This is a genomic window from Paenibacillus sp. sg306046 (assembly GCF_059821225.1).
Genome location: NZ_JCAMRT010000001.1, coordinates 40,353 through 63,713, shown reverse-complemented (window position 1 = coordinate 63,713; position 23,361 = coordinate 40,353). Strand labels below are relative to the sequence as shown.

12 protein-coding genes are annotated in these 23,361 nt (G+C 55.7%); 9 read left to right on the top strand and 3 right to left on the bottom strand.

Going from position 1 to position 23,361, the window contains the following annotated elements:
* Positions 1–118 precede the first annotated feature (118 nt).
* The gene (locus AC6ROY_RS00220) at positions 119–1,585 is read left to right on the top strand and encodes a sensor histidine kinase (RefSeq protein ID WP_500097949.1); all 1,467 of its coding nucleotides are present in this window, start codon (positions 119–121) and stop codon (positions 1,583–1,585) included.
* Here the strand turns inward: AC6ROY_RS00220 and AC6ROY_RS00215 are convergent.
* The gene (locus AC6ROY_RS00215) at positions 1,572–2,159 is read right to left on the bottom strand and encodes a response regulator (protein WP_500097948.1); all 588 of its coding nucleotides are present in this window, start codon (positions 2,157–2,159) and stop codon (positions 1,572–1,574) included. The two genes, AC6ROY_RS00220 and AC6ROY_RS00215, sit on opposite strands and share 14 nt — an antisense overlap.
* Positions 2,160–2,457: 298 nt before the next feature.
* On the opposite strand from AC6ROY_RS00215, the gene AC6ROY_RS00210 reads away from it, so the two are divergent.
* The 4 genes from AC6ROY_RS00210 to AC6ROY_RS00195 all read left to right on the top strand — a co-directional run bounded on the left by AC6ROY_RS00210 (position 2,458) and on the right by AC6ROY_RS00195 (position 18,970).
* Positions 2,458–6,081: a glycoside hydrolase family 44 protein gene (locus tag AC6ROY_RS00210; RefSeq protein ID WP_500097947.1), complete on the top strand. Its 3,624-nt coding sequence runs from the start codon at positions 2,458–2,460 to the stop codon at positions 6,079–6,081.
* Between the two features lie 59 nt (positions 6,082–6,140).
* Positions 6,141–13,820: an S-layer homology domain-containing protein gene (locus AC6ROY_RS00205; RefSeq protein WP_500097946.1), complete on the top strand. Its 7,680-nt coding sequence runs from the start codon at positions 6,141–6,143 to the stop codon at positions 13,818–13,820.
* A gap of 110 nt (positions 13,821–13,930) precedes the next feature.
* Positions 13,931–16,495: a GH39 family glycosyl hydrolase gene (locus AC6ROY_RS00200; protein ID WP_500097945.1), complete on the top strand. Its 2,565-nt coding sequence runs from the start codon at positions 13,931–13,933 to the stop codon at positions 16,493–16,495.
* A 204-nt stretch (positions 16,496–16,699) separates the two neighbouring features.
* The gene (locus tag AC6ROY_RS00195; RefSeq protein WP_500097944.1) at positions 16,700–18,970 is read left to right on the top strand and encodes a glycoside hydrolase family 3 protein; all 2,271 of its coding nucleotides are present in this window, start codon (positions 16,700–16,702) and stop codon (positions 18,968–18,970) included.
* A gap of 154 nt (positions 18,971–19,124) precedes the next feature.
* Here AC6ROY_RS00195 and AC6ROY_RS00190 read toward each other — a convergent pair whose 3' ends face one another.
* Positions 19,125–19,706, bottom strand: a complete 582-nt coding sequence (locus AC6ROY_RS00190; protein ID WP_500097943.1) for an NAD(P)H-dependent oxidoreductase — start codon at positions 19,704–19,706, stop codon at positions 19,125–19,127.
* A gap of 138 nt (positions 19,707–19,844) precedes the next feature.
* Here AC6ROY_RS00190 and AC6ROY_RS00185 point away from each other — a divergent pair, with 138 nt between their 5' ends.
* Entirely contained in the window at positions 19,845–20,858 is a 1,014-nt protein-coding gene (locus tag AC6ROY_RS00185; RefSeq protein ID WP_500097942.1) for an AraC family transcriptional regulator, read from the top strand.
* Positions 20,859–20,909: 51 nt separating this feature from the next.
* Positions 20,910–21,593 (top strand): MOSC domain-containing protein, encoded by a 684-nt coding sequence (locus AC6ROY_RS00180; protein ID WP_500097941.1) that lies wholly within the window; start codon positions 20,910–20,912, stop codon positions 21,591–21,593.
* A gap of 289 nt (positions 21,594–21,882) precedes the next feature.
* Here the strand turns inward: AC6ROY_RS00180 and AC6ROY_RS00175 are convergent, their stop codons facing one another.
* Positions 21,883–22,065 (bottom strand): TetR/AcrR family transcriptional regulator, encoded by a 183-nt coding sequence (locus tag AC6ROY_RS00175; RefSeq protein ID WP_500097940.1) that lies wholly within the window; start codon positions 22,063–22,065, stop codon positions 21,883–21,885.
* Positions 22,066–22,482: 417 nt separating this feature from the next.
* On the opposite strand from AC6ROY_RS00175, the gene AC6ROY_RS00170 reads away from it, so the two are divergent.
* The gene (locus tag AC6ROY_RS00170; RefSeq protein WP_500097939.1) at positions 22,483–22,833 is read left to right on the top strand and encodes an SDR family NAD(P)-dependent oxidoreductase; all 351 of its coding nucleotides are present in this window, start codon (positions 22,483–22,485) and stop codon (positions 22,831–22,833) included.
* A gap of 44 nt (positions 22,834–22,877) precedes the next feature.
* Entirely contained in the window at positions 22,878–23,297 is a 420-nt protein-coding gene (locus AC6ROY_RS00165) for a VOC family protein (RefSeq protein WP_500097938.1), read from the top strand.
* Positions 23,298–23,361: the final 64 nt, after the last annotated feature.

Below are 23,361 nucleotides of genomic sequence, written 5' to 3'. Positions count from 1 at the left end.
AGCGCCCTCGGCAGTTTTCGGGATTCTCTGCCAAATTCATGCTGCGAAAGGTAAGATGTGATAATATGGAATCACTTTGAAGGAAATGCTACCAAGCTGATTTGGCGGAGGGTTTGTCTTGAACTATTTTTACATACTGATGTTTCTGTCTTTGTGGGCGCTTGGGATCGTCCTGCTCGCCTATAACCGCAAGGCCAATTTCTGGATCAGCGTGACGCTGTTCACCGGGGGGATGGCCAGCTTTGCTTTCTCGATTCATTTAATCATGATTCCGCATCTTGTTCCTGCCGGGTGGTTGTCGCCAACGTTCAGCTCGTTGATTTATCGGGTTAGTGTGGCGGCGATGACGATCTACTTCTATGTATTCCCTTATGCAACGTGCATGAGCGGGTTATGGCTTAACACCGTGCTATCCCCAAGGAAAAAAGCCCTTGCCTTCTGTCTGTTAACCGTCCCGGCTGTGCTCGTACTGGGCGATCATCTGCTGAATGAGCCGTGGAACAGCTTTGTCGTATCCCATTTCCGCTGGTGGGCGGGCGCGTACTTTCTGCTGAGTTATATCTTGTACGGGGTAGCCATCAAGCAGGAGAAGGAGTTTTACACCCGGAAAAACAAAAAACGAGTCGGCACCGTGTTTACATTCGGTACGTTATTTGCGTTTGTTGCCGATTTTGTAGGCTTCCAGTCATTGTCCCTGGGAGAATGGGTTTTTGGGCTGGAAAGCAACGGGGCATGGAAATATAACGTCATTGTTGTGCTTACGCTGATTGCTATTATTGTTTTTTATTTGCTGAAGTACGGCTTCATGGGCATCAAGCTCAGAATTGAGCGGGAGAAGATGGATGTGTCGATGCGCGCGTTGACGATGGGGGTTTCGATTCTGAATCATTCCATCAAAAATGAAATTCAAAAAATCAATTATTTAACGGAGAAAACAGAGGACTACATTCAATCCGGCCAAACCGAAAAGTCCCTGCAGGCAATGGAGCAGATTCATTCGGTTACGGAGCACCTGCTGAATATGGTAGGCCGCATCAAGGATAAAGCCGATGATATTGTGCTTAGCGAAACTCAAGCGTGCATCAAGGATTTATTTGCAGCCGTTTTGCTGCCGATGCAGCCGCTGCTGGATAGCCATTCTGTCCAGCTCACCGTTCAGGAGGACGTCGGAGCATTGACCTGCGATCCGATCCATCTCAAGGAGACGCTGTCAAATCTCATTCAGAACGCTGTCGATGCGATGGGCCCGGAGGGCGGCATGCTTACCTTGCGAACTGCACAGTCCAAACGTTATTACATCATTGAGGTGACCGATAACGGCTGCGGCATTCCCAAGGATCAACTGGGGAAAATTTTTGAACCCTTCTACACAACGAAGAAAAATGCGTATAATCATGGGCTTGGATTGCCTTATTGCGTGTCGGTCATGAGAAAGCACGGCGGCAGGCTTGCCATTGTAAATGCTGAATCGGGGAAAGGAACGACCGTGCTGCTGCATTTTCCCATCCAGCGCTTTGCAGGGGCGTCTGAGCAAAGCATGCCTTCGTTTTCAACCTCGATCCGTAAAATCATCAATCGCCTTTAAAATAAGTAAGCTTATTTTTGATGCTCTTCAGCTGAGATTTAATCGTGTTCAAGGATTTATGAAGCTTATCGGATATTTGCTGCTTGCTAAGCCCTTCCTTCCTCAGGTCAAAAACCTCGCGCTCCATCGGAGTTAGCTCCATCAGCTGAATTTCACTGCGCATCACGCGGGCGGCGTCTGCATGGATCGTTGAGCGGTCCTCATGCGCCTCCCTGATGGCGCGGACGATATCCTTATAGCTCTGCTTGGTGATGTAATTAAGCGCTCCGAACTGGAATGATTTTATAATAATCTCCTTCTCCGTCAGCGAGGTAAGCATGATGACCTTGATCCCCTGTTCATAGAGACGCGTTAATATTTCCTTGGCGGCCTCCAGACCGTCCAGATGATTACTCGTTAAATTAATGTCCATCAAAATGATGTCCAGCTGGTGCCGGAACGCTGCCTCGACGGCTTCTTCCTTCGTGCTGGTGACGGCCACAACCTCGATATCCGGCTCCTCAGCCAGATCGGAGCTTATGTTTTGCTGCCAAAATGGATCATCCTCCACTAGCATTACACGTATACGCTCCATACGGCTCCCCCCATCCCTCTGTCACGTTTCGCTTCTTCGAGCTTCTCCGAGGCTTCTCAGAGCTTCCTTTCCGTTCACACGCTTGCCTTGGCTGACCGCTCTTCTGCCAACTTAACCAGTATAACAAAGGAGCTTGCCGAGCGGGTAGGGTGAAATTTTTTCACCCTGGGCTGGAAGGGGGGTGAAAAAATTTCACCCTACCCAACCTTTGACCAGCGCTATAAGCTATGGAAGGTAAACGCGGCCGCCACAGGTTTTCAGGCTTAGTTTCAATTTTTGCGAAGTGAAGAGGAGATGGATGATGACTACGTTTGTACCGATTTACAGAAAAAAATGGCTTGCTCTCTTGATGGTTTTCCTCCTTTTGCTGGATGGATTGGCCTTCAGCGGCGCGACCGGGAGCGCGATGGCTAATGTCAGCTTTCAAGCCTCGGTGACAGCAGCGCCTCGCATAGAAGCGGGTTCTCCGGCAATTGTCAACGTGAGTGTCACCGCATCGGAAACTACCGATGTATTGGTGGATGTTGAGTTCTTTGATTCCGCGCTTAACAATGTCGGCAAGGTGTTCGTAGACAACATCCGGCTGAAATCCGATGTGGAACAGATCGTTCCACTCGTTTGGCAGGTGCCCGCCACTCTCCCGGCCGGAGAGTATTTGGTCAGCTTTGGGATTTTCGGCGCCGGATGGTCCGGAAGCGACAGCAAGTGGTACCCCGGAGCAGCGAAAATAACGATTACCCAGGGAGCGCCGCAGATCAGCTTTACAGCACATGCAGCGGCTTCGCCGGCCAGCATTGAGGCGGGCGAGCAGGTGGCGATTACAGCCTCAGTGACCGCCAACGTGTATACGGATGCGCTTGTTGAAGTGAATGTGCTTGAGGCCGGCGGCGCCCGTGTTCATCAACAGGTGTTTCATGAATCATTCCCGGCCCGCGAGACGAAACAGCTGCCGGTGGTATGGACAGCTCCGGATGATGCGCGGTCAGGAGCATACCTCGTAGAAGTAGGCATACACAAGGCTGATCGCTCCAAAACGTATCTTGTTCAGACTGCCGCAGCGAAGTTTACGGTAGGCTCCATCACGGAGCCGCCTCTTTCGGTACCTGCGAACGTCAAGGCGGTCCCGGCTGCGGATTCTGTGACCGTAACCTGGGATCAGGTCGCCCAGGCGACCGGCTACGAGGTTGAGTTGGACGGAAACGAACTCCTGAAGCTGGCCGGGACTTCTTATGTGCATGCCGGTTTAAAGCCCGATACGACGCATACGTATAAAGTCAGGGCAACCCATAGCCGTGAGGCTGGCCCGTGGAGTGCGGCTGTCAGCGCCAAAACGCCTCCGGCTGCAGACGGAGCGGGCAGCTTCAAGGTGCTTACCGCAACAGGGAAAAATCAACGCTCATCGAGCCTTACGCCCAAGTTTAAAGTCACCAATCAGGGCAAAACAAATGTCAGCCTGCAGGATTTGAAAATTCGCTACTATTACACGGCTGACTTTACGGCCGAGCAGGAAAAGTCATTTGCGATCGGATTTTACAGCCTGGTGAAGTGGAGAACGGTCGCTACCGCCGACGTGACCACCCGATTTGTAAAAATGCCGATTCCGGCTGCCGATGCAACCCATTATCTGGAGGTAGGCTTTACAGAGCAGGCGGGTGTCATCAAGCCGGCGGAGGAGCTTACTTTCAGCGGCTGGATGAACAAAAGCGACTGGTCGGAATTTGACCAAACGAATGATTACTCCTTTCTGAACACGACAGCGGAAACGGAAAGTCTCAGGACGCTCGTCTATGTGGACGGGATGCGGGTATGGGGAGCGGAGCCGACGCTGCTGGATCTGCCGCCTTTTCCGGACCCGGTGAAGTCAGACTCCTCGAATACGACGGTCAGCTTGACCTGGGAAGCTGTGCCGGAAGCGACAGGTTATGAAGTGTTTGCGGACGGAGCTATAACCGCCGCAGCCGGCCCTGCATTTGTTCACGATTTCTTGAAGCCGGGAACGCAGCATACGTACAAAGTAAGAACCTTGAAGGACGGCACAGCCAGCCTGTGGAGCTCGTTGTTTACAGTCAAGACGACAGGTGAGCAGCAGCTGCCGCCGCCTGCAAGCGTTCGGGCCGAGAAAACCCAAACCTCGATTACGGTAAGCTGGAAGCCGCTGCAGGAGCTGGTCACCGGCTATGACATTGAAGTTGACGGTACCGTCATACCGGCCGGAGCTGGCCTGAGCTACATCCACACCGATTTAGCGCCCGCCTCCCTTCATACGTACCGGGTCAGAGCCAAGGACAGCCTTACACTTGGTCCATGGAGCGACTTGATCAAGGTAAATACGCTGCGTACAGGTACAGGACCGTTCGACGTCCAGTTTCATATCAACCCTGAGGCAGAAAGAGCGCCGATCAGCCCTTACATTTACGGCTCGAACGAGGACTTGACGGGAACCGAAAATGTGACGGCGCGCAGAGCGGGCGGGAACCGGTTCTCCGCCTACAATTGGGAAAACAATGCTTCCAATTCGGGCAGCGATGAAGGCTTTGTCAGCGATTCATTTGTGCCGTGGTATTACGGAGGGATTCCCGTATCGGAGAAAGCCAAGTGGGAAGTTCCGGGGAGCGCGGCCATGGGCTTTCATCAGAAATCGCTGGAGAAGGGCGCGTATACCTTATGGACACTGCCGATGGCAGGATACGCGGCCAAGGATAAGGGGTCCAGAGTAACGCCAGCGGAAACGGCTCCTTCCAGCAGATGGGTAGACGTGAAGGCGGCCAAAGGCGCGCCGTTCAGTCTAATCCCGGATTTGACTGACAACGTAGCGTATAACGATGAATTTGTGAATCTGCTAGTCAATACGTACGGTCCGGCGTCTTCGGCCACCGGGATTAAGGGCTATTCGCTCGACAATGAACCTGGGCTGTGGAGCCATACTCATGCCTACATGCATCCCGAGCTGACGAAGGGCGCTGAGCTGTTTAATAAATCACTTGAGCTGGCGAAGGCAGTCAAGCAAGTCGATCCAAGCGCCGAGCTGTTCGGGCCGGTCTCGTATGGCTTCAGCGATGCGTACATGGTCGATAATAAGCCGGAATGGAATCAGATCAAGGGCAACTACAGATGGTACCTCGATTATTACCTGGACAATATGGCCCGGGAATCGAGAAAGGAAGGCAAGCGGCTGCTGGATGTGCTGGATATTCACTGGTACTCCGAGGAAATGGGCGGCGGGACACGAATTACAAGCACTGAGCTGGATGCGCATACGCTGGAAACGCATAAGGTGCGCGTGCAAGCGCCCCGCTCGCTGTGGGACCCCAGCTATCTGGAACGTACCTGGATCGGCGATTGGTACCGTGAGTTTCTGCCGCTGATCCCGACGATGAGACATTCGGTGAACACGTACAATCCGGGCACGAAAACGGCCATTACCGAATACGACTTCGGCGGCAATCATCACGTATCCGGCGGAATTGCCCAGGCTGATACGCTTGGCATTTTCGGGAAGCAGGGGTTGTATATGGCTAATTATTGGAACATGGCGGGCACAGCGCGGCTGTCCCAAATTCCTTATCTGTCCTCCGGGTTCAAAATTTTCAACAACTACGACGGCAACAGCTCGAGGTACGGAGATACAAGTGTTCAAGCGGATACAAACGACATCGAGAACAGCTCGATCTACAGCTCTGTATTCCAGGGCAGCGATAACAAGCTGCATATGATTGTCATCAACAAAAATTTCGATGAGGCGATGAACGCTCAATTTACGATTGGCGGATCAACGGCGTATACATCGGCGAAAGTGTGGGCGTTCGATGAGTGCAGCCCGCAAATTACGGAAAGACAAGGTCTGGATGAAATTAAGGGCAACAGCTTTACGCTGAACCTTCCGAAGCTGACTGTAGCTCACCTTGTGCTTTCAGCAGAATGAGGAATTACAACGATGCCCATGAACAAAAATAGCCGAAGAGGCTGGAGAGGCGGAATGGCATGAACATGAAATTCGGGAGAGCTGTCAAAGCGAAGCTTTCTGCGCTGCTGACCGTAACGATGATCGCAACGGCAGCCCTGCCTAACGTAGGCGCTGCATCCGGTACGCCTGCATCTACGCCGGCGGCTACCTCCATATCGGAAGCCGTTTACGATACGGGGACGGTTCGCACCCTGCCCCCGACGCTGCAGGCACGGGCAGGTTCTCCCTTGTCATGGAACCTGCTCAGTAAATTGAATCGCGGGTTCGCATTCCACATGCAACCGACGTATGACATGCCGCTCACCAGGCTTAGCTCGGATGAAAGGTACATGGCGTTTATGACGTATGCGCTGGACGACGAGCATGCTACGGGCAGGAAGGCCGTCTACGTACAGGACCGGAGTACGGCGCAGTTCCAGCGGGTCAAAGCACCGGACAGCACAGGAACCGTCATTTACTTTGATATGACGCCGGATGCCCGGTACATCGTGTATTCGTATGGGGAAGACATCGTCAGCGGATTAACGAAGGTGTATCTGTATGACAGAACGACCGACCAGCTGGAAATCGTGAATGGGACCAGCGGGAGTCATGAGTTCAGAATTGATGACGGCGAATATGTTTCGATCAGTGCGGATGGCCGCTATATTGCTTTTGATACGGATGCCAGACTTGTGCCTCTGGATGCAAATGAGGAGCGAGACGTGTACCTCTACGACCGTCTGGGCAGCGGTAACAAGCTGGAGCGGATCAGCATTCCGCTGGAGGAAAGCTGGAATAACGACAGCTGGGCTCCGTCCATTAGCGGAGACGGGAATACGATCGCATTTGTCTCCAAAGCCAAGCTAACGGCCCAAGGAGAAGGAGTTGGCACGGACCGCATATTTTTGTATAGCCGGACTAACGGATCACTGAAGCAGCTTGCCTACGGGCGCACTCCTTCCATCAGCGGTGATGGCCGGTATGTAGCGTTTTCTACCTTCCAGCAGGATCTGGCGCCTGGAGATTACAACGGCAAGGATGATATCTATGTCTACGATCAAACCGAGGATAGCTTCCGGAGAGTTTCGCTCCAGGAAGATGGAAGCGAGCATACAAGAAACAGCAGGCTCCCTTCCATCAGCCGTGACGGTGCTTATGTAGCCTACGAGGTGCAGCCGAATAGCACGGCGGACCAGGCGGAGAGCTATGTGGCGGGTGTTCACGAGCTGAGCTCGGCGAAAATTGCCGTCCCGGGGTCCCCGATCGAGCTTGGTCCTTCCAGTATGCGGCCAACGGTCGGGAATGGCGGAAAAACCGTTACCTTCTTCTCCACGCACATGGTGCAGCTTGGAGGAGCCAAGATTCCATTTTTTGATTATTTTGTTGCCACAACCGGGACAGCGCCTGTGTGGCCGAAAGGGGCCGTACTGGAGGCAACGAATATCGGAGAGGATCGGATTACGGTAAGCTGGCCGCCTGCCTCCGATTCGGCCGGCGTGACGGGCTATGCGCTCTATATGGATGATAAGCCTGCAGGTTATGTGCCCGCAACCGGGAAGCTATCCTATACCTGGACCCATCAGCCCCAAGCGACGAAGGATGAGGTGCCGATCCAGGTGGAGGCGATCAACAGCCGTTACCAGATGAGCATGGATGGTCCTACCTATACCTGGATGAGGGACGGCGGAGAAAACCCTCCGCCCGATGAGGAGCTGTATTTTGAATGGGTGGAAGAAAACGGCGGAGGAGGAGGTCCTCTTCAACAGGGAAGCACGATCCGGCTGTATGGGATCGGAGCGTCGGGACGCGAGGCCAAGGTGGAGTGGACGTATAAAGAATGGGAAGGAAATCGTCAAGTCGCTAAGTCTTCGTCCCTTACATTAACGGAAGCCGCCGGGTCGGGCATCTACATCGCCTCCTTTCAATTATCTCCAGACACGACCGAGCTCACGTCCATGAAGCTCACCTTGAGCGGCAATGGACCCCTTGAGGAGCTGGAGGCAGATCAACTGCCGATGGCTGTGGGAGGAAGCCTGGAGCTCGAATTTACCGGCGCATCGCCTGCAGAGCTTGAGGGAGCCATTCTTACGATCCGGCAGTCGAGGGGAGAGGAAAGATCCTTCACGCTGGATGGCAAGAAGCCAGAGGTTATAGGCGGGCTGCAGCCTGAAGAGGATACCGCCATCATTCTTTATACGCCGGATTACCGTTATGAAATGGCCAGCGTGGAAGCAGTTCGGGTCGAGCCGGGAAGAAAGCGCAGTCTGAGTATTCCGGTAGAGCTGCCTGCACAGCTCCGGGTCAAGGTACTGGATGGCGAAGGAAAGCCGGTCTCCGGTATTCCTGTCAGCTTGTGGGATGCGGACCGGCAATTTCTGAACACGATTTCGACCGGGTATGAAGGCGTGACCGAGTGGCAGCAGGGATTGATGAAGGATCAGATGTTGACCGCTGAGCTGGACTTGAGCGGCTTCGAATATGAGCTTGCGCCCGGAGCTCCGCTAAGCATCACGTTGGATCGAGGCGATAATGAGCTGCTGGTCAGCCTTAGATCCCCCGATCGCGGGCTGCTGGAGGTGACGGTGTTGAGTCCGGAACGTACGCCGGTCTATGATTCGATCGTCACCGCTACCCAAACGTACAAGGGCAAGCCGGTCGTCACGAAGGGCCGCACCAGCTTCGACGGTAAAGTCAGACTGGATTTGTATGCAGGAGAAGCGACCCTGGAGGCTACGCAGTTTTCCTACCAGCTCAGCGCAGAGCCGATAAAGGCCAACGTTCAGGCAGAGGCTGCGACTACCGTGGAAATACCAATGCAGCAGCCGAAGCAGTACGTCATTAACCTGAATGTTTATAAGAAGGCGCTGGATACGGAATGGCAGGGGCCGCTTAATTTGAATAATGAAAATTTCATGGCCACCGTTTCAACCAATCACGGCTGGATCAGGTCCTACTTTTCGAATTCCCTCATTGTTGGCGGAATGCCTGGGAACAAGGTGGACGCTTGTCTGGCGGGCACGATCTACGCTTATGTGAGTGCCTGCGGCAGCGCCTTGACGGATGAAAACTCCAACGCCACTGTTGAGGTTCGACTGCAGGAAAAGGGCGCCCGCATACAGGGCGAGGTGGAGCGGGGACGTGATATCCGATACAACGCAGCCATCTATGAGATTACCTCGAACGGCGGCAGGAAATGGGTTGCGGACGCCGGGGATGCCCAATTCCAAAGTTATCCGTTTAATGTGAACGTTCCAAAGGGCGGAACGTTTCGGATGGAAATTCTCAAAACCTTTCGGGACGTGAACTATAAGAACCATTATGAATCTGCGAACGTCGAATTTACGATTGAAGAAAATCAAATTAAACAGTTGGGCAAGATTGCCTTCAACCATTCCAGTCATTTTGCGAATCGCTCGGGCAATTACATGACAGCCCAGCCTTCACGGGCGATTCCCGGCGGTACGCTTGTGCTGAAGGCGTCGTATAACAACAGTACAGAGTTCACGGCGGAGAACGCCGAGCTTCTGCTTGACATTCCGGAGGATATGGCCCTCGTGACCGATTCCCTCGGGAATATGGCGGTAACGGGAGGAGCCGGAGCGGCTGTGCTGAAGGAAGGCGCCCTGCATGTCCCGTTGGGCGAGCTGGCCAAAGGCAGCAGCGGCCTCGTGACGTATAAGCTGCAGGTATCCCCTTCCTTCAACAGAGCAAGCGTATCTGCAGCGGCAAGGCTTCGGGCCACTTTGAATGCGGCGTCTGTGGAGGAAACGCTTGGCACGGTTCATCTGGATACGCCCAAGGTTACGCTGGATGCGCCGGCACGGGTCTCTGACGCCAAGATGCAGACCGTACTGAGCGGATATGCGCCAGCCGGAAGCATGGTGCATATTTACGATACGGATGTACGCATCGGCGGAGCGGTTGCTAATGCCTCCGGCATTTGGAAGGTCACGGTAACGCTTGTGGATCTGGGCAACCGAAGCATGCACGCTTTATGGGCCGTAACTGAACTGAACAATGTCAAGCTGCAATCGGAGAAAGCCTATACGGAATATAATACGAATTTGCCGCAGCTGGTGCGCATGGCCTATTCCCAAGCGCCTAGCGGCAGATGGATTTCGATCGAGCTGGGCAAGTATATCAAGGATCTTCCCTATACGGTCATTCCCGGAAATCCGTTCCTGTTCGATCTGGAGTTTACAGATCCGGACCAGGTCGAGAACGTCAGCGTGTATATGGACGGTCAGGAGGGGGAATCCATTCCCGCAGTCAGGGAAGGCGCTTTGTTCCGAGCCACCGTACCGACTGCGCAGCATGCATTAGGCGCCATTTATGTGGATTATGAGGTTAAAAATCAGCCGCGTACCTATGACGGCTATCTACCTGACATTGAGCAAATTCGCGCCTCCATGCCTTTGCAGATGAGGGATTTCGAAGTGGTGGAGGTAAAGCCCTTCGAGCTGGCGAACGGGAAGTATGCAGGGAGCGCCGTGCTCAGCCTCCCGCAGCTGGGTGATGCCAAGATCAGCTACTCGATCACGGTTGATCCTCATTCGGCGTATGTCCCGACGGCTGAGGAGCAGGCGCTGGCTAACCGGTCCGGAGTGCCTGTTGTGCAGAAAACGTGGGAGACGACTGAAACCGAGACATCCTTGACCGTGAAGCTCGGGGGCTACATCCCGAACAATCTCCTTCTGGAGGAGACGGCAGCGGTGAGCGGGCGAATGGCTTCTTTGGCAGGAAAGCCGGGAGACTGGGGCCATACCGCTGAATATTTCATGGAAATCAAAGCTGATGTAGACGGAGTTAAGGGCCATATTAATGATGTCAAAGGACAATTCGAAGCTTACAAGGGATATGCCGGAAAAATTAATAAAATTATGCATAATGTTGAATCCAGCGGACTGGATTGTCTGAACGAAATGCCGACGACCGCCAAGGAAGCAGGCAAAGCGCTGGCCGCAGTCGTTCTGGGGGAAGTCGCGAAAACGGCGATGAGCGCGGGGGTCGGCGCGATGGCGTTAACCGGCGTCGGAGGTATTGTTGCCGGGAAAGTCAGCAGCATGGTAAGTGACCGGATTGATAACTACGTCGATGAAAAAATTAATGCTGTCGGGTCGGGCTTCAATGAATGCCTGAACGACGACACGGATCAGAAAAAGAACAGAGGCATGAAAGTTGCCAGTCCGAAATGGATTTACGACCCTAGCGGCTTCGTATACGAGGCCGTTCAAAGCAATCCGCTTGAAGGCGTTACGGCAACCGTGCTGTATCAGGATGCGGCATCCGGCGCTTGGAAAGTCTGGAATGCCGAGGAATACGAGCAGGTTAATCCGCAATCGACGGATCACGCCGGTAAATACGGCTGGGATGTGCCGCCAGGCAAATGGAAGGTCGTCTGGAGCAAAGCGGGATATGAGACGCTTTCGAGTGCGGAGCTGGTTGTCCCGCCGCCGCATACGGAAGTGAACGCAGGGCTGATTTCCCGGACGCCTCCTCAAGTGTCTACGGTACGGGGGGTTACGTATGAGGGCGGAAGCTACGTGGATCTTACCTTTTCCAAATACGTGAAGGTGAGCGAGCTGCCCCGGGGGGCGGTCGTTCTGACCGACGAGCATAACAACCAGCTCGAAGGAAAAGCTGCATTTATTCAACTGGAGCAAAGCGCGGCAAGCCCGGACGCTCTGTTATCGCGCACCGTACGGTTTATCCCCAAAACCAGCTTGTCGATCAAGGGGAGCTACAGCGTAAAGCTGAACAAAAGCTTGTTCAGCAGCTACGCCAACGCTATGCTGCTGGAGCAGGATGCAGGTCCGCATCCGGTAGCGATGACAGAGCTGGATTTGGAAGGGCCGACCGTAGTCAAAGCAGCGATGGAAAGCGGAGGACGGATGATTCGGATTACGTACAATGAACCCGTCCAGACAACGGCGGATGCGGCCAAATTTTTGCTGAATGGCACAACCGGCATCATCACTTCGGCTGTCGCCGCCACGAAGCAGGGCAGTAACGAATCCCATGAGCTGCTGCTGACACTCGGCACGGCTGTCAAGGAAGCTTCCCGGCTCACGCTGCTTGCGGAAGCGGTCAAGGATCGGGCAGGCAATCCGTCAGGCGACATGTCCCTGGCCTTAGTGTCCGATGTAAATGCCAATCTGAGCAGTCTGACTACAGGAAGCGGAACGCTTCATCCGGCATTTGATCCGGCACAGGCTGAATACCGTCTGCGGCTGCCGGCACATGTGAAGGAAGTGGCGATCACAGCCGTAGCGGCCGACGAGACAGCGAAGCTCAAAATTGGCTCAGAACCGGCAATGAGCGGATTAACCAAGCAGGTGGCGATCCCCGAGGACGGTCTGATTCAGGTGTTCGTGAATGCCGGAAGCCGGACTGCAGCGAAGACGTATACGATTCGGGTGGACGCCTCAGACGATGGAGACCCGTCGCCAACGCCTGCCTCAGGCGGGTCATCGACGCCAAGCGCGTCGCCGAATACAACGAACCCGTTAAATGTCGGCGCAGACTCCCGTGTGTCGCTGACGACGTCGCCGGATGGTAGGAAGACTGCCGTTGCGGATATTTCGGCGGAAGCGATCGCAAAAGCTTTACAATCGGGTCCGAGCAGCAAGGAGCTTTACCTGGAGCTGAAGGAAACAGCTGACGAGGTCGCGGTGCAGGTTCCAGCGCAGGGCATGCAGCTCATGAAACAGGCTGAAGCGACACTGCTGGTTAAAACGGAACTGATGCATGTAAGAGTCAACGCCGCTGCCGCGCTTCAAGGGACAGCTTTGGGCGACGGGACGACGTTCAGGCTTGTTGTTGGCAAAGCAGGCGCTGCTACCCTCACCGCTGCAGCCGAAGCGGCAAGCAGACAGCATACCGGAATCAAGGTGCTTACTCCGCTCGTAACCGTACATGCCGAAACGGTCGGCGGCGGGCTGGAAGCGCCAGTGCGACTGAATTTGGCTAGCCATGCTTTGCAGGGTGAATTCGCGAGGCTCGCGGAGAAAACGGAGCTTATCGACATTTACCGGTTCGATGCGGCGTCTGAGGCATGGATGTACGTCAAGAGCAGCCGGAGGACGAACGAGGGCGGCTTGCTGTTCGGCCTTCAGACGACGAGTCCTTATGCAGCCTTAACGATTCGCGATCGCCGGTTTGGCGATATGGCCGGACATTGGGCCGAGCAGGAGGTGGATTGGCTGGTGCGCCGGCTGCTTGTGAACGGGACCTCCGAAGCTGTGTTCAGCCCTGATCATCCGATTACGCGGGCACAATTCACAGCCATGCTGGTGCGAGCCTTGAAGCTTCCGGCGGCTGAAGCCCGTGCCGGTACAGGGTTTGCCGATGTCGATCAAGGAGCCTGGTATCGTGAAGCTGTGCAAAGCGCTGTTGCCAAAGGGCTTGTTCAAGGACGCGAGGGCAACCGCTTTGCCCCGAACGACATCATTACCCGCGAGGAAATGGCTGCTCTGCTTGGCCGCGCCTACCCGCTGCTCGGTCTTGAACGCCCGGCCGTCGCCAGCTCAGCCTTGCTGGATACGTATACGGACAGCAGTCAAATTCATGAATGGGCACAGCCTGATGTAGCGTTGGCGTTACATGAAGGGTTAATGGAAGGGACGGCTTCCGGCCGACTGGAGCCTGCAGGCATCGCAACCCGTGCCCAGGCGGCCGTAGTGCTCAAGCGATTATTGATGAAGCTGGACCAATAGCCTGCAGTCATCTTTGCTTCGCTCTCCTTCCAGCGATCAAGAGCCATTCCCTGCTTGATTTCCGGCCGCTTGTTTTTCTGATATGATAGGTCGTGCAGGGGGTGCGGAAGGTGAAAAGTCCGAGCTACGAGCTGGTCGAAGCAAGTCATACGCTGCCGTTTGACGTGGCGCTGCATAGCGTCAACTACGTGCCGAGCCATTGGCATTCCAGCATTGAATTGATTTTCGTGCTGAGCGGCTCGCTGGAGGTGACTGTCGGTCATGTCAGGCACAGGTTGACCGAAGGCGACGTGCTGCTGATAAATGATTGCCACGTCCATGAGGTGGTTGGCCTCGATCTGAACCTGATCGCGACGTTTCTCCTTCCGACACGGTTTATAAAAGAAACGATCGCCGATATCGACCGTATTCAGTTCGATTGCAGCTCGTTTTCGGCGGGCAAGGACAGACGGCAGGCGCTGGACCGGGTGCGGCAATATTTGGCCGAGATGGTGCAGCTGAATTATAAAAAAAGCGACGGCTACGAGCTGGAGCTGATGGCGCGGCTGTACGGCCTGTTAGCGATCCTGATGAAGCAATTCAGGGCAGCTGCGGGCGGCCTGGCGCTTAATGAGAAGTACAGGGACCGGCTGCTCGGCATCATCGCTTATATTAACGAGCATTATGCCGAGCCGGTCACCTTGCAGGCGATGGCGGAGCGTGAATATTTGTCCGTCCCGTATTTCTCCAAGTTTTTCAGCGAAAATATCGGAATGAACTTTCAAGTGTATGTGACAAGCATTCGGCTGAAGCATGCCGTGGATGAATTGCTGCGCAAGGAGGAGACGCCGATTGCCGAGCTTGCGCTGCGGCACGGCTTTCCGAATGCCAAGTCGTTTTATGCGGCGTTCAAAAAACGTTACGGGCAAACGCCAGACGCGTACCGACGGAAATACCGGCCGCTGCCGGAGGCGGAAGCCGTGAAGTCGTCGGCTGCTTACTTGGCGTTTAACCAGTCGAATGCGCTGGGCATTGTCCAGCAATATTTGCGGCGCGGAGAAACGGAGCCGGAGCTGGAGTATGAAGCGACGGAGCATGTGTTCGCAGAGATTCAGCTGACTGCTGCGGGAGCTGCGCTCCGCCACACCTGGAAAAACCTGATCACCATCGGCAAAGCGAAGGAAGGGCTGCATGCCGACGTGCAGCAGCAATTGCGCGAGCTGCAGCGCAGCTGTCCGTTCCGGTACATCCGGTTCCACGGGATATTCGACGACGCGATGATGGTGTACCAGGAGGATAAGGAAGGACGGCCGGCGTACAATTTCCGTTTTGTCGAGCAGCTGTTTGATTTTCTGCTTTCAATTGGACTGAAGCCGTTTGTCGAGCTTGGATTTATGCCGTCGGCGCTCGCCGCCGATCCAAGTCAGACGGTGTTCCGTCACACCAGCCATGTGAGCGGCCCGCATTCCCTGGAGCGCTGGGGCGAGCTGATCCGCCGCTTGCTGCGGCATTGCTTGAACCGGTACGGCAGCTCCGAGGTGGAAAGCTGGCGGTTCGAGTTTTGGAATGAGCCGGAGCTGGACGCATTTTGGCCGGGTACGATGTCGGACTACCGGGAGTTGTACGCGCAGACGTACCAAGCGGTTAAGTCCGTATCGCCCCGGCTGCAGCTCGGCGCGCCGGGCCGGATTATTGCAATCGGCTCCCAGGAGCTGAACCGAGGCTTCTTTGCCTTTTGCCGCGAACGCGGCTGCGTACCCGATTTTATTCCGCTTCACTTTTACCCGCACGAGCAGCTGGGCCAGCGGATCAAGGAGCCGGATGGGCGGCATCCGCTCGCCGGGCTGCAGCCGTACCACAAGCTGCTGACCGAATTTCGCGGCATTTCGCCGAATGCCGATTTTCTCCGCGATGCGCTGTCCGCTGAGATGCGCGCGCTGGAGCAGCTGCAGCTTGGGCATCTGGACCTTGTGCTGACCGAATGGAACTCGACCGCGTATCATCGCGAGCTGACGAACGATACGTTGTACAAGGCCGCGTATGTGGTTAAAAACATCGTGGACAATCTGGACCGGATCGAAGGGTTCGGCTACTGGGTGCTCAGCGACAATATTGAGGAAACGATGGCGTCGCCCAGCTTGTTTCACGGAGGGCTCGGGCTGATCGCCCAGCACGGGATTCCGAAGGCCGGCTTCCATGCCTACACGCTGCTGGCAAAGCTCGGCGACCGGCTGCTGGCGCGGGGCGAGCGGTTTATTGCCACCGCAGGCCGGGAGGGCTACCAGGTGCTGGCGTTTAATTATTGCCATATTGACGATCTGTACGCTCTGGGCGATACTTCCTTTATGGATGCGACCCACCGCTACAGCGGGTTCAAGGACCGGAGGCCGGTGCAGCTGACGGTGACGCTGACCGGGCTGGAGCCCGGCCGTTACCGGCTGGTGACCCATACGCTGACCCGCAAGCACGGCAGCAGCTACGACCTGTGGGTGGATATGGGAGCGCCTGACCCGCTGTCTGCGGACGACATTGCGTATTTACAGGGGCATGCCCGGCCGCAGCGGCAGGTGAAGCAGCTTGAAGCGGATGCGGTCTGGACGCATACGTTCCGGCTGGAGCCGCATGAGGTGCAATTGCTGGAGCTGACGCGTGTGTACGGATTCGCGCCGGATGAACGGAGTTGCGTCAAAGTTTAAGGTGTGCGGGCCGCCGTACAGAGAGCCAGCTTGAAAAACAGATTAAAAATAGCCGTAAAAGACGATAAGAAGCTGCCTGTCCTCGGATGGGCGGCTTTTTGTATAATAAATCTGCAATCGTTTTCAAAATGACAGCTATTTGTTTTCAATACGGCAGCATCCCGATTTCAATTTCAATTTCTATACAAACAGGAGGATTCAGATATGGCATCCGATCAGGCTAACAAGCAGCAGGAGCAAATCCGTTATGTGACCAACAAAGGGGGGCCGACGCTGGGGTACAGCACCTCGTCCGGTGTCGCCATTTTGGAGCAGGACGGGCTGTTTTTCAAGGATTTGAGCAAGGACGGCGTCCTGGATAAATATGAGGATTGGCGGCTGTCTCCGGAGGAGCGGGCGAAGGATTTGGCGGGGAAAATGTCCATCGAGCAAATCGCCGGGCTGATGCTGTACAGCCGGCATCAGTCGATTCCCGCCGCCGACCGCGGCTGGGTGGCCAGCTTGTACAACGGCAAGCCGTATGAGGAAAGCGGGGCGCAGCCCTGGGACTTGACGGATGAGCAAAAAACGTTTCTGTCCAAGGACCATCTGCGGCATGTACTGGTGACGACGGTGGAAAGTCCGGCGATTGCGGCGCGCTGGAACAACGAGGTGCAGTCTTTCGCCGAAGGCACCGGCCTTGGCATCCCGGCGAACAACAGCTCGGACCCGCGTCACAGCTCGGATGCGAGCTCAGAATTTAATGCGGGCTCCGGCGGCAAAATTTCGATGTGGCCGGAGACGCTGGGGCTGGCGGCCACCTTCGACCCGGCTGTTACACGCCGGTTCGGTGAAATCGCCTCGCAGGAATACCGGGGACTTGGTCTGGCAACGGCGTTGTCGCCGCAGATTGATATTGCGACCGATCCGCGCTGGTTCCGCTTCAACGGCACGTTCGGCGAGGATTCGCAGCTGGCTGCCGACATGGCCCGCGCGTATGTGGACGGCTTTCAGACGTCCGTCGGGGCGCGGGAAATTGCGGACGGCTGGGGCTATGACAGTGTAAATGCGATGGTGAAGCATTGGCCGGGCGGCGGCTCCGGCGAGGGCGGACGGGATGCCCATTATGCTTGCGGCAAATATGCGGTGTATCCGGGCAATAACTTTGCCGAGCATCTGAAGCCGTTTATCGACGGCGCGTTCAAGCTGGATGGCAAGACGGGCCAGGCCTCCGCGGTTATGCCTTATTATACGGTGTCGGTGGATCAGGACCCGGTGAACGGCGAGCAGGTCGGCAACGCCTACAGCAAGTATTTGATTCACGACCTGCTCCGCGACAAATACGGCTACGATGGCGTGGTCTGTACGGACTGGCTCATTACGGCCGATGAATCCGGCAGCAAGGACACCTTCCTGAGCGGCAAGCCGTGGGGCGTCGAAGCATTGTCGGTCGCCGAGCGCCACTATAAGGTGCTGATGGCCGGCGTCGACCAGTTCGGCGGCAATAATGAGATTGAGCCGGTGCTTGCGGCGTATGAGATGGGCGCAGCCGAGCATGGCGAGGCGTATATGCGGGCGCGGTTCGAGCAATCGGCTGTCCGGCTGCTGAACAACATGTTCCGTCTGGGCTTGTTCGAAAATCCTTACGTGGACCCGGCGCAAAGCGCGGCGCTCGTCGGCCAGCCCGAATTTATGCAGGCCGGCTACGAAGCGCAGCTGCGATCCATCGTCCTGCTGAAAAATAAAGCAGGCTTGCTGCCGCTCCCGGCCAGACAGCGCGTCTATATCCCGCTCAGGGAGACGCCTGCGGGCAAGGACTGGTTCGGCAGACCGACGCCGGCCAAGCTGGCGCACCCGGTTAATCTGGACATCGTCGCGAAATATTTCGACGTGACCGCTAACCCGGACGAGGCGGACTTCGGCCTCGTGTTTATCAGCAGCCCGAAGCCGGGCTCCGGCTACAGCGAAGAGGATGCGGCCAGCGGCGGCAACGGCTATGTGCCGATCAGCCTGCAATACCGGCCCTACACGGCGGAATATGCGCGCGCGCACAGCTTGGCCGGCGACAGCCGTCCGTCCGACACGCTTAACCGCTCCTATCTCGGGAAAACAGTCACTACCCATAACGAGCCGGACCTGAATGCAATCCTGGAAACGAAGCAATTGCTGAAAGGAAAGCCGGTGATCGTGTCGATGCTGCTGTCCAATCCGGCGGTGGTGGCCGAGTTCGAGGCAGAGGCGGATGCGATCATTGCGAATTTCGGCGTGCAGGATCAGGCGATTATGGAGGTGCTGACAGGCGCTGTGGAGCCTGTTGGCCTGCTGCCGGTGCAAATGCCCGCGGATATGAAGACGGTCGAGGAGCAGCTGGAGGATGTCGCGCATGATATGAACTGTCATGTGGATACGGACAATAACCGCTATGATTTTGCCTTCGGACTCAATTGGAGCGGCGTGATTCAAGACGAGCGAACGGCGGCTTACCGCAAGCGCTGATCCGCATCGACTACGTGTCAGATCAAACCCAATAGGCCCCTTGCGGCAGACGGTGAACAGCAGGCTCAGGTGAGCGTGATTGTTCCATGGTCTGCCCCAAGGGGATTTTTTCATGCAGAGGCGGAAACGGGAACCGCATAGCGCTTCGTTCGCGTCATGCCCGCTGCGCGCCGAGCCGTTTGATCTGGTTCAGCCAGCGGGCGCGCTGCTGCTCCGAGGACGGTCTCACAGGGCCAAGCTCTGTGATCCGCACCGGCTTGATGCCGCAGTATTTCAAAATATGGTTTGTCATAAGCCGATGTCCGACCCGTCTGTAGACGAGCCAGTTGTACCAGGCCGGAGTATCCATCGTCACGATCAGCCGGGCGGTTTTACCGCTTAGCAGCTTATCCCACAGCTGAGAGTTTGGACGGGAGTTGAACGCGAAGCCGGGTAAAAACACCCGGTCGAAAAATCCTTTTAACACGGCAGGCATCGTCCCCCACCAGGTCGGATACACAAATACAAGGTGATCGGCCCACTGAATCCATGCCTGCGCTTCCTTTAAGCCGTCCTCCAGCTCGGTGCGCTGCTGGTACCCGAAACGCAGGTTCAGGTCGAAATCGAGCCGGCTTAAATCAATTTCCCGCACGTTCGCCTTGCCGTCCAGCGCCCCCTGCTTGTAGGCGTCCGCCAGCGCCGAGCAGAAGCTCTGGGGATTCGGATGTCCGTTAATGATGAGAATATTCGATTTCAATCCGTCATTCCTCCTCATGAAGCAAGTATGGTAAGATGTGAACTGAGCTTGTAGGATGATCATACCCCAGGTTGGCACGCAGAGGTATGACGGATGGCGCATCATGATTGCTCATTTGCGCATAAGGAGGAATTGGGCTTGAACAACCCGGAGGTTGCGATTTCGATGGTGTATCCGATTATGAAAACCATTGTGCATAAAGGCTACGATCCGAAGCAGTTTTACCGGTTTGCTTCATTTGACGCAGCGCTGCTGCAGGATGTGGAAGCGCGGATTGCCGGGTCGGAGCTGGAGCGGCTGATGCTTGCGGCGGCGGCGTTTACGCAGGATGAGCATTTCGGGCTGCATCAGAGCCAGGTGATGGAATTTGCCGATATGGGTATTCTCGGCTATGTGATGCTGCATTCCGGCACGGTAGCCGAGGCGCTCGCCGCCTATCGGCGCTACCAGGATATTTTGTGCAGCGGCGCCAGTCTGGACCTGGAGTTGCGTGGCGACGAGGCTGTAGTCACGCTGTTTGCGCAGCGGGGGTTTCGGCTGTCCCGCCATTGCGTAGAGGATATGGCCGGCGGCTTGTATCGGCTGATCGGGGCGCTGGTTCATCGTCCGGTCCCGCTGCTGGAGGTGCAGTTTCCGCATGAAGCGCCGACGGATACCCGCCCTTATGTTCAGGTGTTCGGGATCATGCCCCGGTTCGGCGGACCGTCGGCCGAGCTGCGGCTGAGCCGGGAGGTGCTCGACTACCCTGTCATGTATGCGGACCCTAAGCTGCTCCACATGTTCGAGTCCATCGCTCGCGAGACGAAGCAGTCGCTGGACCGGAGCGGCGAATTTGCCGAGCAGGTCATCGCGTGGATGAAAACGTGCATGCCTGCTTATTTCCCGACCTTGCAGCAGACGGCGGAGGCGTTCGGAACGAGCACCCGGACCATTCAGAAGAAGCTGCAGGAGGAACAGACAACCTATCTGGACCTGTCTAACCGGGTGCGGAAGGAAATGGCGGTTGCGTACTTGCGCAAGCGTGAGTTTTCGATTGGCGACATTGCGTATGTACTGCATTTTTCGGAGCCGAGCGCCTTCCAGAATGCGTTCAAGAAGTGGACGGGCGTGACGCCGGGACAATACCGTGCGCAAGCCAGCGGGCAGCTTTGACCCGTGAAGCGGCAGGAGGGCTGTCAAGCACAAGAGAGGGGAGAACGAGCGATGATCCGGGGCGATATTATTTCACTGAACATTAGCCAGCCCGTACACGTCAAGTACCAGAACAAAGAGGTCGTAACCGGCATATTCAAAAAACCGGTGAATGAGCCGTTATTTTTGTCCCGCGATAACTTCGCAGGGGACGGGCAAGCCGATCTGGAGCATCACGGCGGGGAAGCCAAGGCGGTCTGTGTCTATGCGTACGAGCATTACCCGTTCTGGGAGCAGGAGCTGCAACGAAAGCTGGAGCTGGGCGCTTTTGGTGAAAATTTGACGGTTCGCGGCTTGCTGGAAACGGAGGTTTGCATCGGCGATGTGTTCACCTTGGGCGAAGCAGTCGTTCAGGTGAGCCAGCCTCGGCAGCCGTGCTACAAGCTATCCGTGCGCTACGGCGAGCCGTCCATGCCGCTGAAGGTGCAGCAGACCGGCTATACTGGCTTTTATTTCCGGGTATTGCAGGAAGGCCGCGTTTCAGCGGAGGACAAGCTGGTGCGGCAATCGGGGCATCCGCTGGCGGTCACCCTTGCGTTCGCCAACCGGATTATGCATGTGGACAAGGACCGGCTGGATGATGTCCGGACGATTCTGGCCGTCGACGAGCTGTCGGACAGCTGGCGGAAAACATTGACCAAACGTCTCGTCGGCACAGAGCCGGATACCGGCGCACGGTTGAACGGGAACAGCTAGGTTGGTTCGAGGATAAAAGGGGAGACGAAGTGTTGAAGATGATCCGCTGGCCCTGCCGCCATAAAGTCCGTTCCCTTGTCGGGACGGGCTTTATTTCGTTAGGCGGCTGATACAGGCGGCAGCGGCACGCGGTATACGATGTCGGGGGGCCAGCTTCTCGGCTCGTGCACGCCCAACGCTCGCATAGGACGTCCGGCTAGCGCCGGGACAACCGGCCGGACACTCGGGCAGCGAGCCAGCTCCCGGCTTCCTACGTTATGGTCGCTTCAATTCTATCGTGGACATCCGGCTATGGATCTGGATGAGCAGCTGCTCGGCCATAGAAGGTGCCCCGATTGTAATCGGCCGCGTCGGCGACATCCTGGATCGTGACGGCCTCGTAGCCTTTGTACCGAACCAGCGCAACGAAGGCCGATTTGAGCGCCTGCCGGGTTCGTTTGCTGCGGCGGTCCAGTTGCTCTTCCGCTTTCATGTTAAATCACCTCATGTTGAAGGGATACTGCTTCCTTTCCAGTATACCTGCATTCCGCTTCCAGCGCATCTTGAACGATAGCGTGACGGATCGGGACGGCTGCCTGCATCAAGTAAGCGCTGTTGTGGAGGCCTGTCTGTAGAAGCTAAACGCACGCATCAAGCACATGCAACGGGCGATGACTGACACCGCAAGCAGGACGTTCAACTGCTTCGACGTTTGGTCTCCTTTTGTTCAATATGTAAGTCAAGCTGGACATTGCAGGGACATTTGTCGACTAGCTGACATCTGCCTGAAGAGTGATCATTGTCACATTTTACGCGCCGGGTGTATGCTGAAGAAGCAGTTCATACCTATCCTCCAGGCTCCTGCTGTAAGGGAAACTGGCTATTCTATGACAGAAAGAAGCGACGAACAATGGGCCAAACCGAAGTGAAAACAGCCATTATCACCGGCGCTGCAGGCGGAATCGGCAAGGAGCTGGCGCGCCGTCTGGCCGAGCGTAAAGTAAACCTCGTACTTGTTGATCTCAAGGCCGAGCCGCTGCACGCGGTCATCGCTGAGCTGGGCTTGAACGAGACGAGTTCGCTGGCTGTCGCAGCCGATGTCTCCAAGGAAGAGGACGTCGAGCGTTATGTGAATGAAGCGCTGGCGAAGTTCGGAACCATTGATTACTTCGCCAACAACGCAGGCATCGATGCGTTGTGCAGGAAAAATCAAGGAGAACCGCAATTCAGAAGAAATTTTGTCCTGTCATTTAGGGTATAATCAGAATAGGAGCTTAACTCCAACCTAAATGATGAGGTGAAAGCATGGCATTCCAATCCAAACAAATTTTTGTGAATTTGCCGGTGAAGGATTTGAACCAATCGGTTGCCTTTTTTACCGCGCTGGGCTTTGAGTTCAACCCGCAATTTACGAATGAGCAGGCAACCTGCATGATCGTCGGGGAAAACATTTACGTGATGCTGCTGGTGGAAGGCTTCTTCAAAACGTTTGTAACCCAGAAAGAAATCGCGGACACCTCGCAAGCAGCCGAAGTCATTGTCGCCTTGTCCGCCGATAGCCGTGAGCAGGTAGACGACCTTGTGAACAAGGCGCTGGCAGCGGGAGGAACGCCTTACAACGATAAAATGGATCATGGCTTTATGTACAGCTGGAGCTTTCAGGATGTGGACGGCCATCTGTGGGAAATCGTGTATATGGATGAAAGCGCAGTCCCGCAAGCGTAGCTGTCGGGTGCTGTATGGTTTAAGCGTACCTACGGCCTCATAAGCCAATAAATGCTCGTTCGGC

Coding starts and splice junctions, on each gene's coding strand:
- AC6ROY_RS00215 (WP_500097948.1), bottom strand. CDS start 2,159: ATGGAGCGTATACGTGTAATGCTAGTGGAGGATGATCCATTTTGGCAG.
- AC6ROY_RS00210 (WP_500097947.1), top strand. CDS start 2,458: ATGATGACTACGTTTGTACCGATTTACAGAAAAAAATGGCTTGCTCTC.
- AC6ROY_RS00205 (WP_500097946.1), top strand. CDS start 6,141: ATGAACATGAAATTCGGGAGAGCTGTCAAAGCGAAGCTTTCTGCGCTG.
- AC6ROY_RS00195 (WP_500097944.1), top strand. CDS start 16,700: ATGGCATCCGATCAGGCTAACAAGCAGCAGGAGCAAATCCGTTATGTG.
- AC6ROY_RS00180 (WP_500097941.1), top strand. CDS start 20,910: ATGATCCGGGGCGATATTATTTCACTGAACATTAGCCAGCCCGTACAC.
- AC6ROY_RS00175 (WP_500097940.1), bottom strand. CDS start 22,065: ATGAAAGCGGAAGAGCAACTGGACCGCCGCAGCAAACGAACCCGGCAG.
- AC6ROY_RS00170 (WP_500097939.1), top strand. CDS start 22,483: ATGGGCCAAACCGAAGTGAAAACAGCCATTATCACCGGCGCTGCAGGC.
- AC6ROY_RS00165 (WP_500097938.1), top strand. CDS start 22,878: ATGGCATTCCAATCCAAACAAATTTTTGTGAATTTGCCGGTGAAGGAT.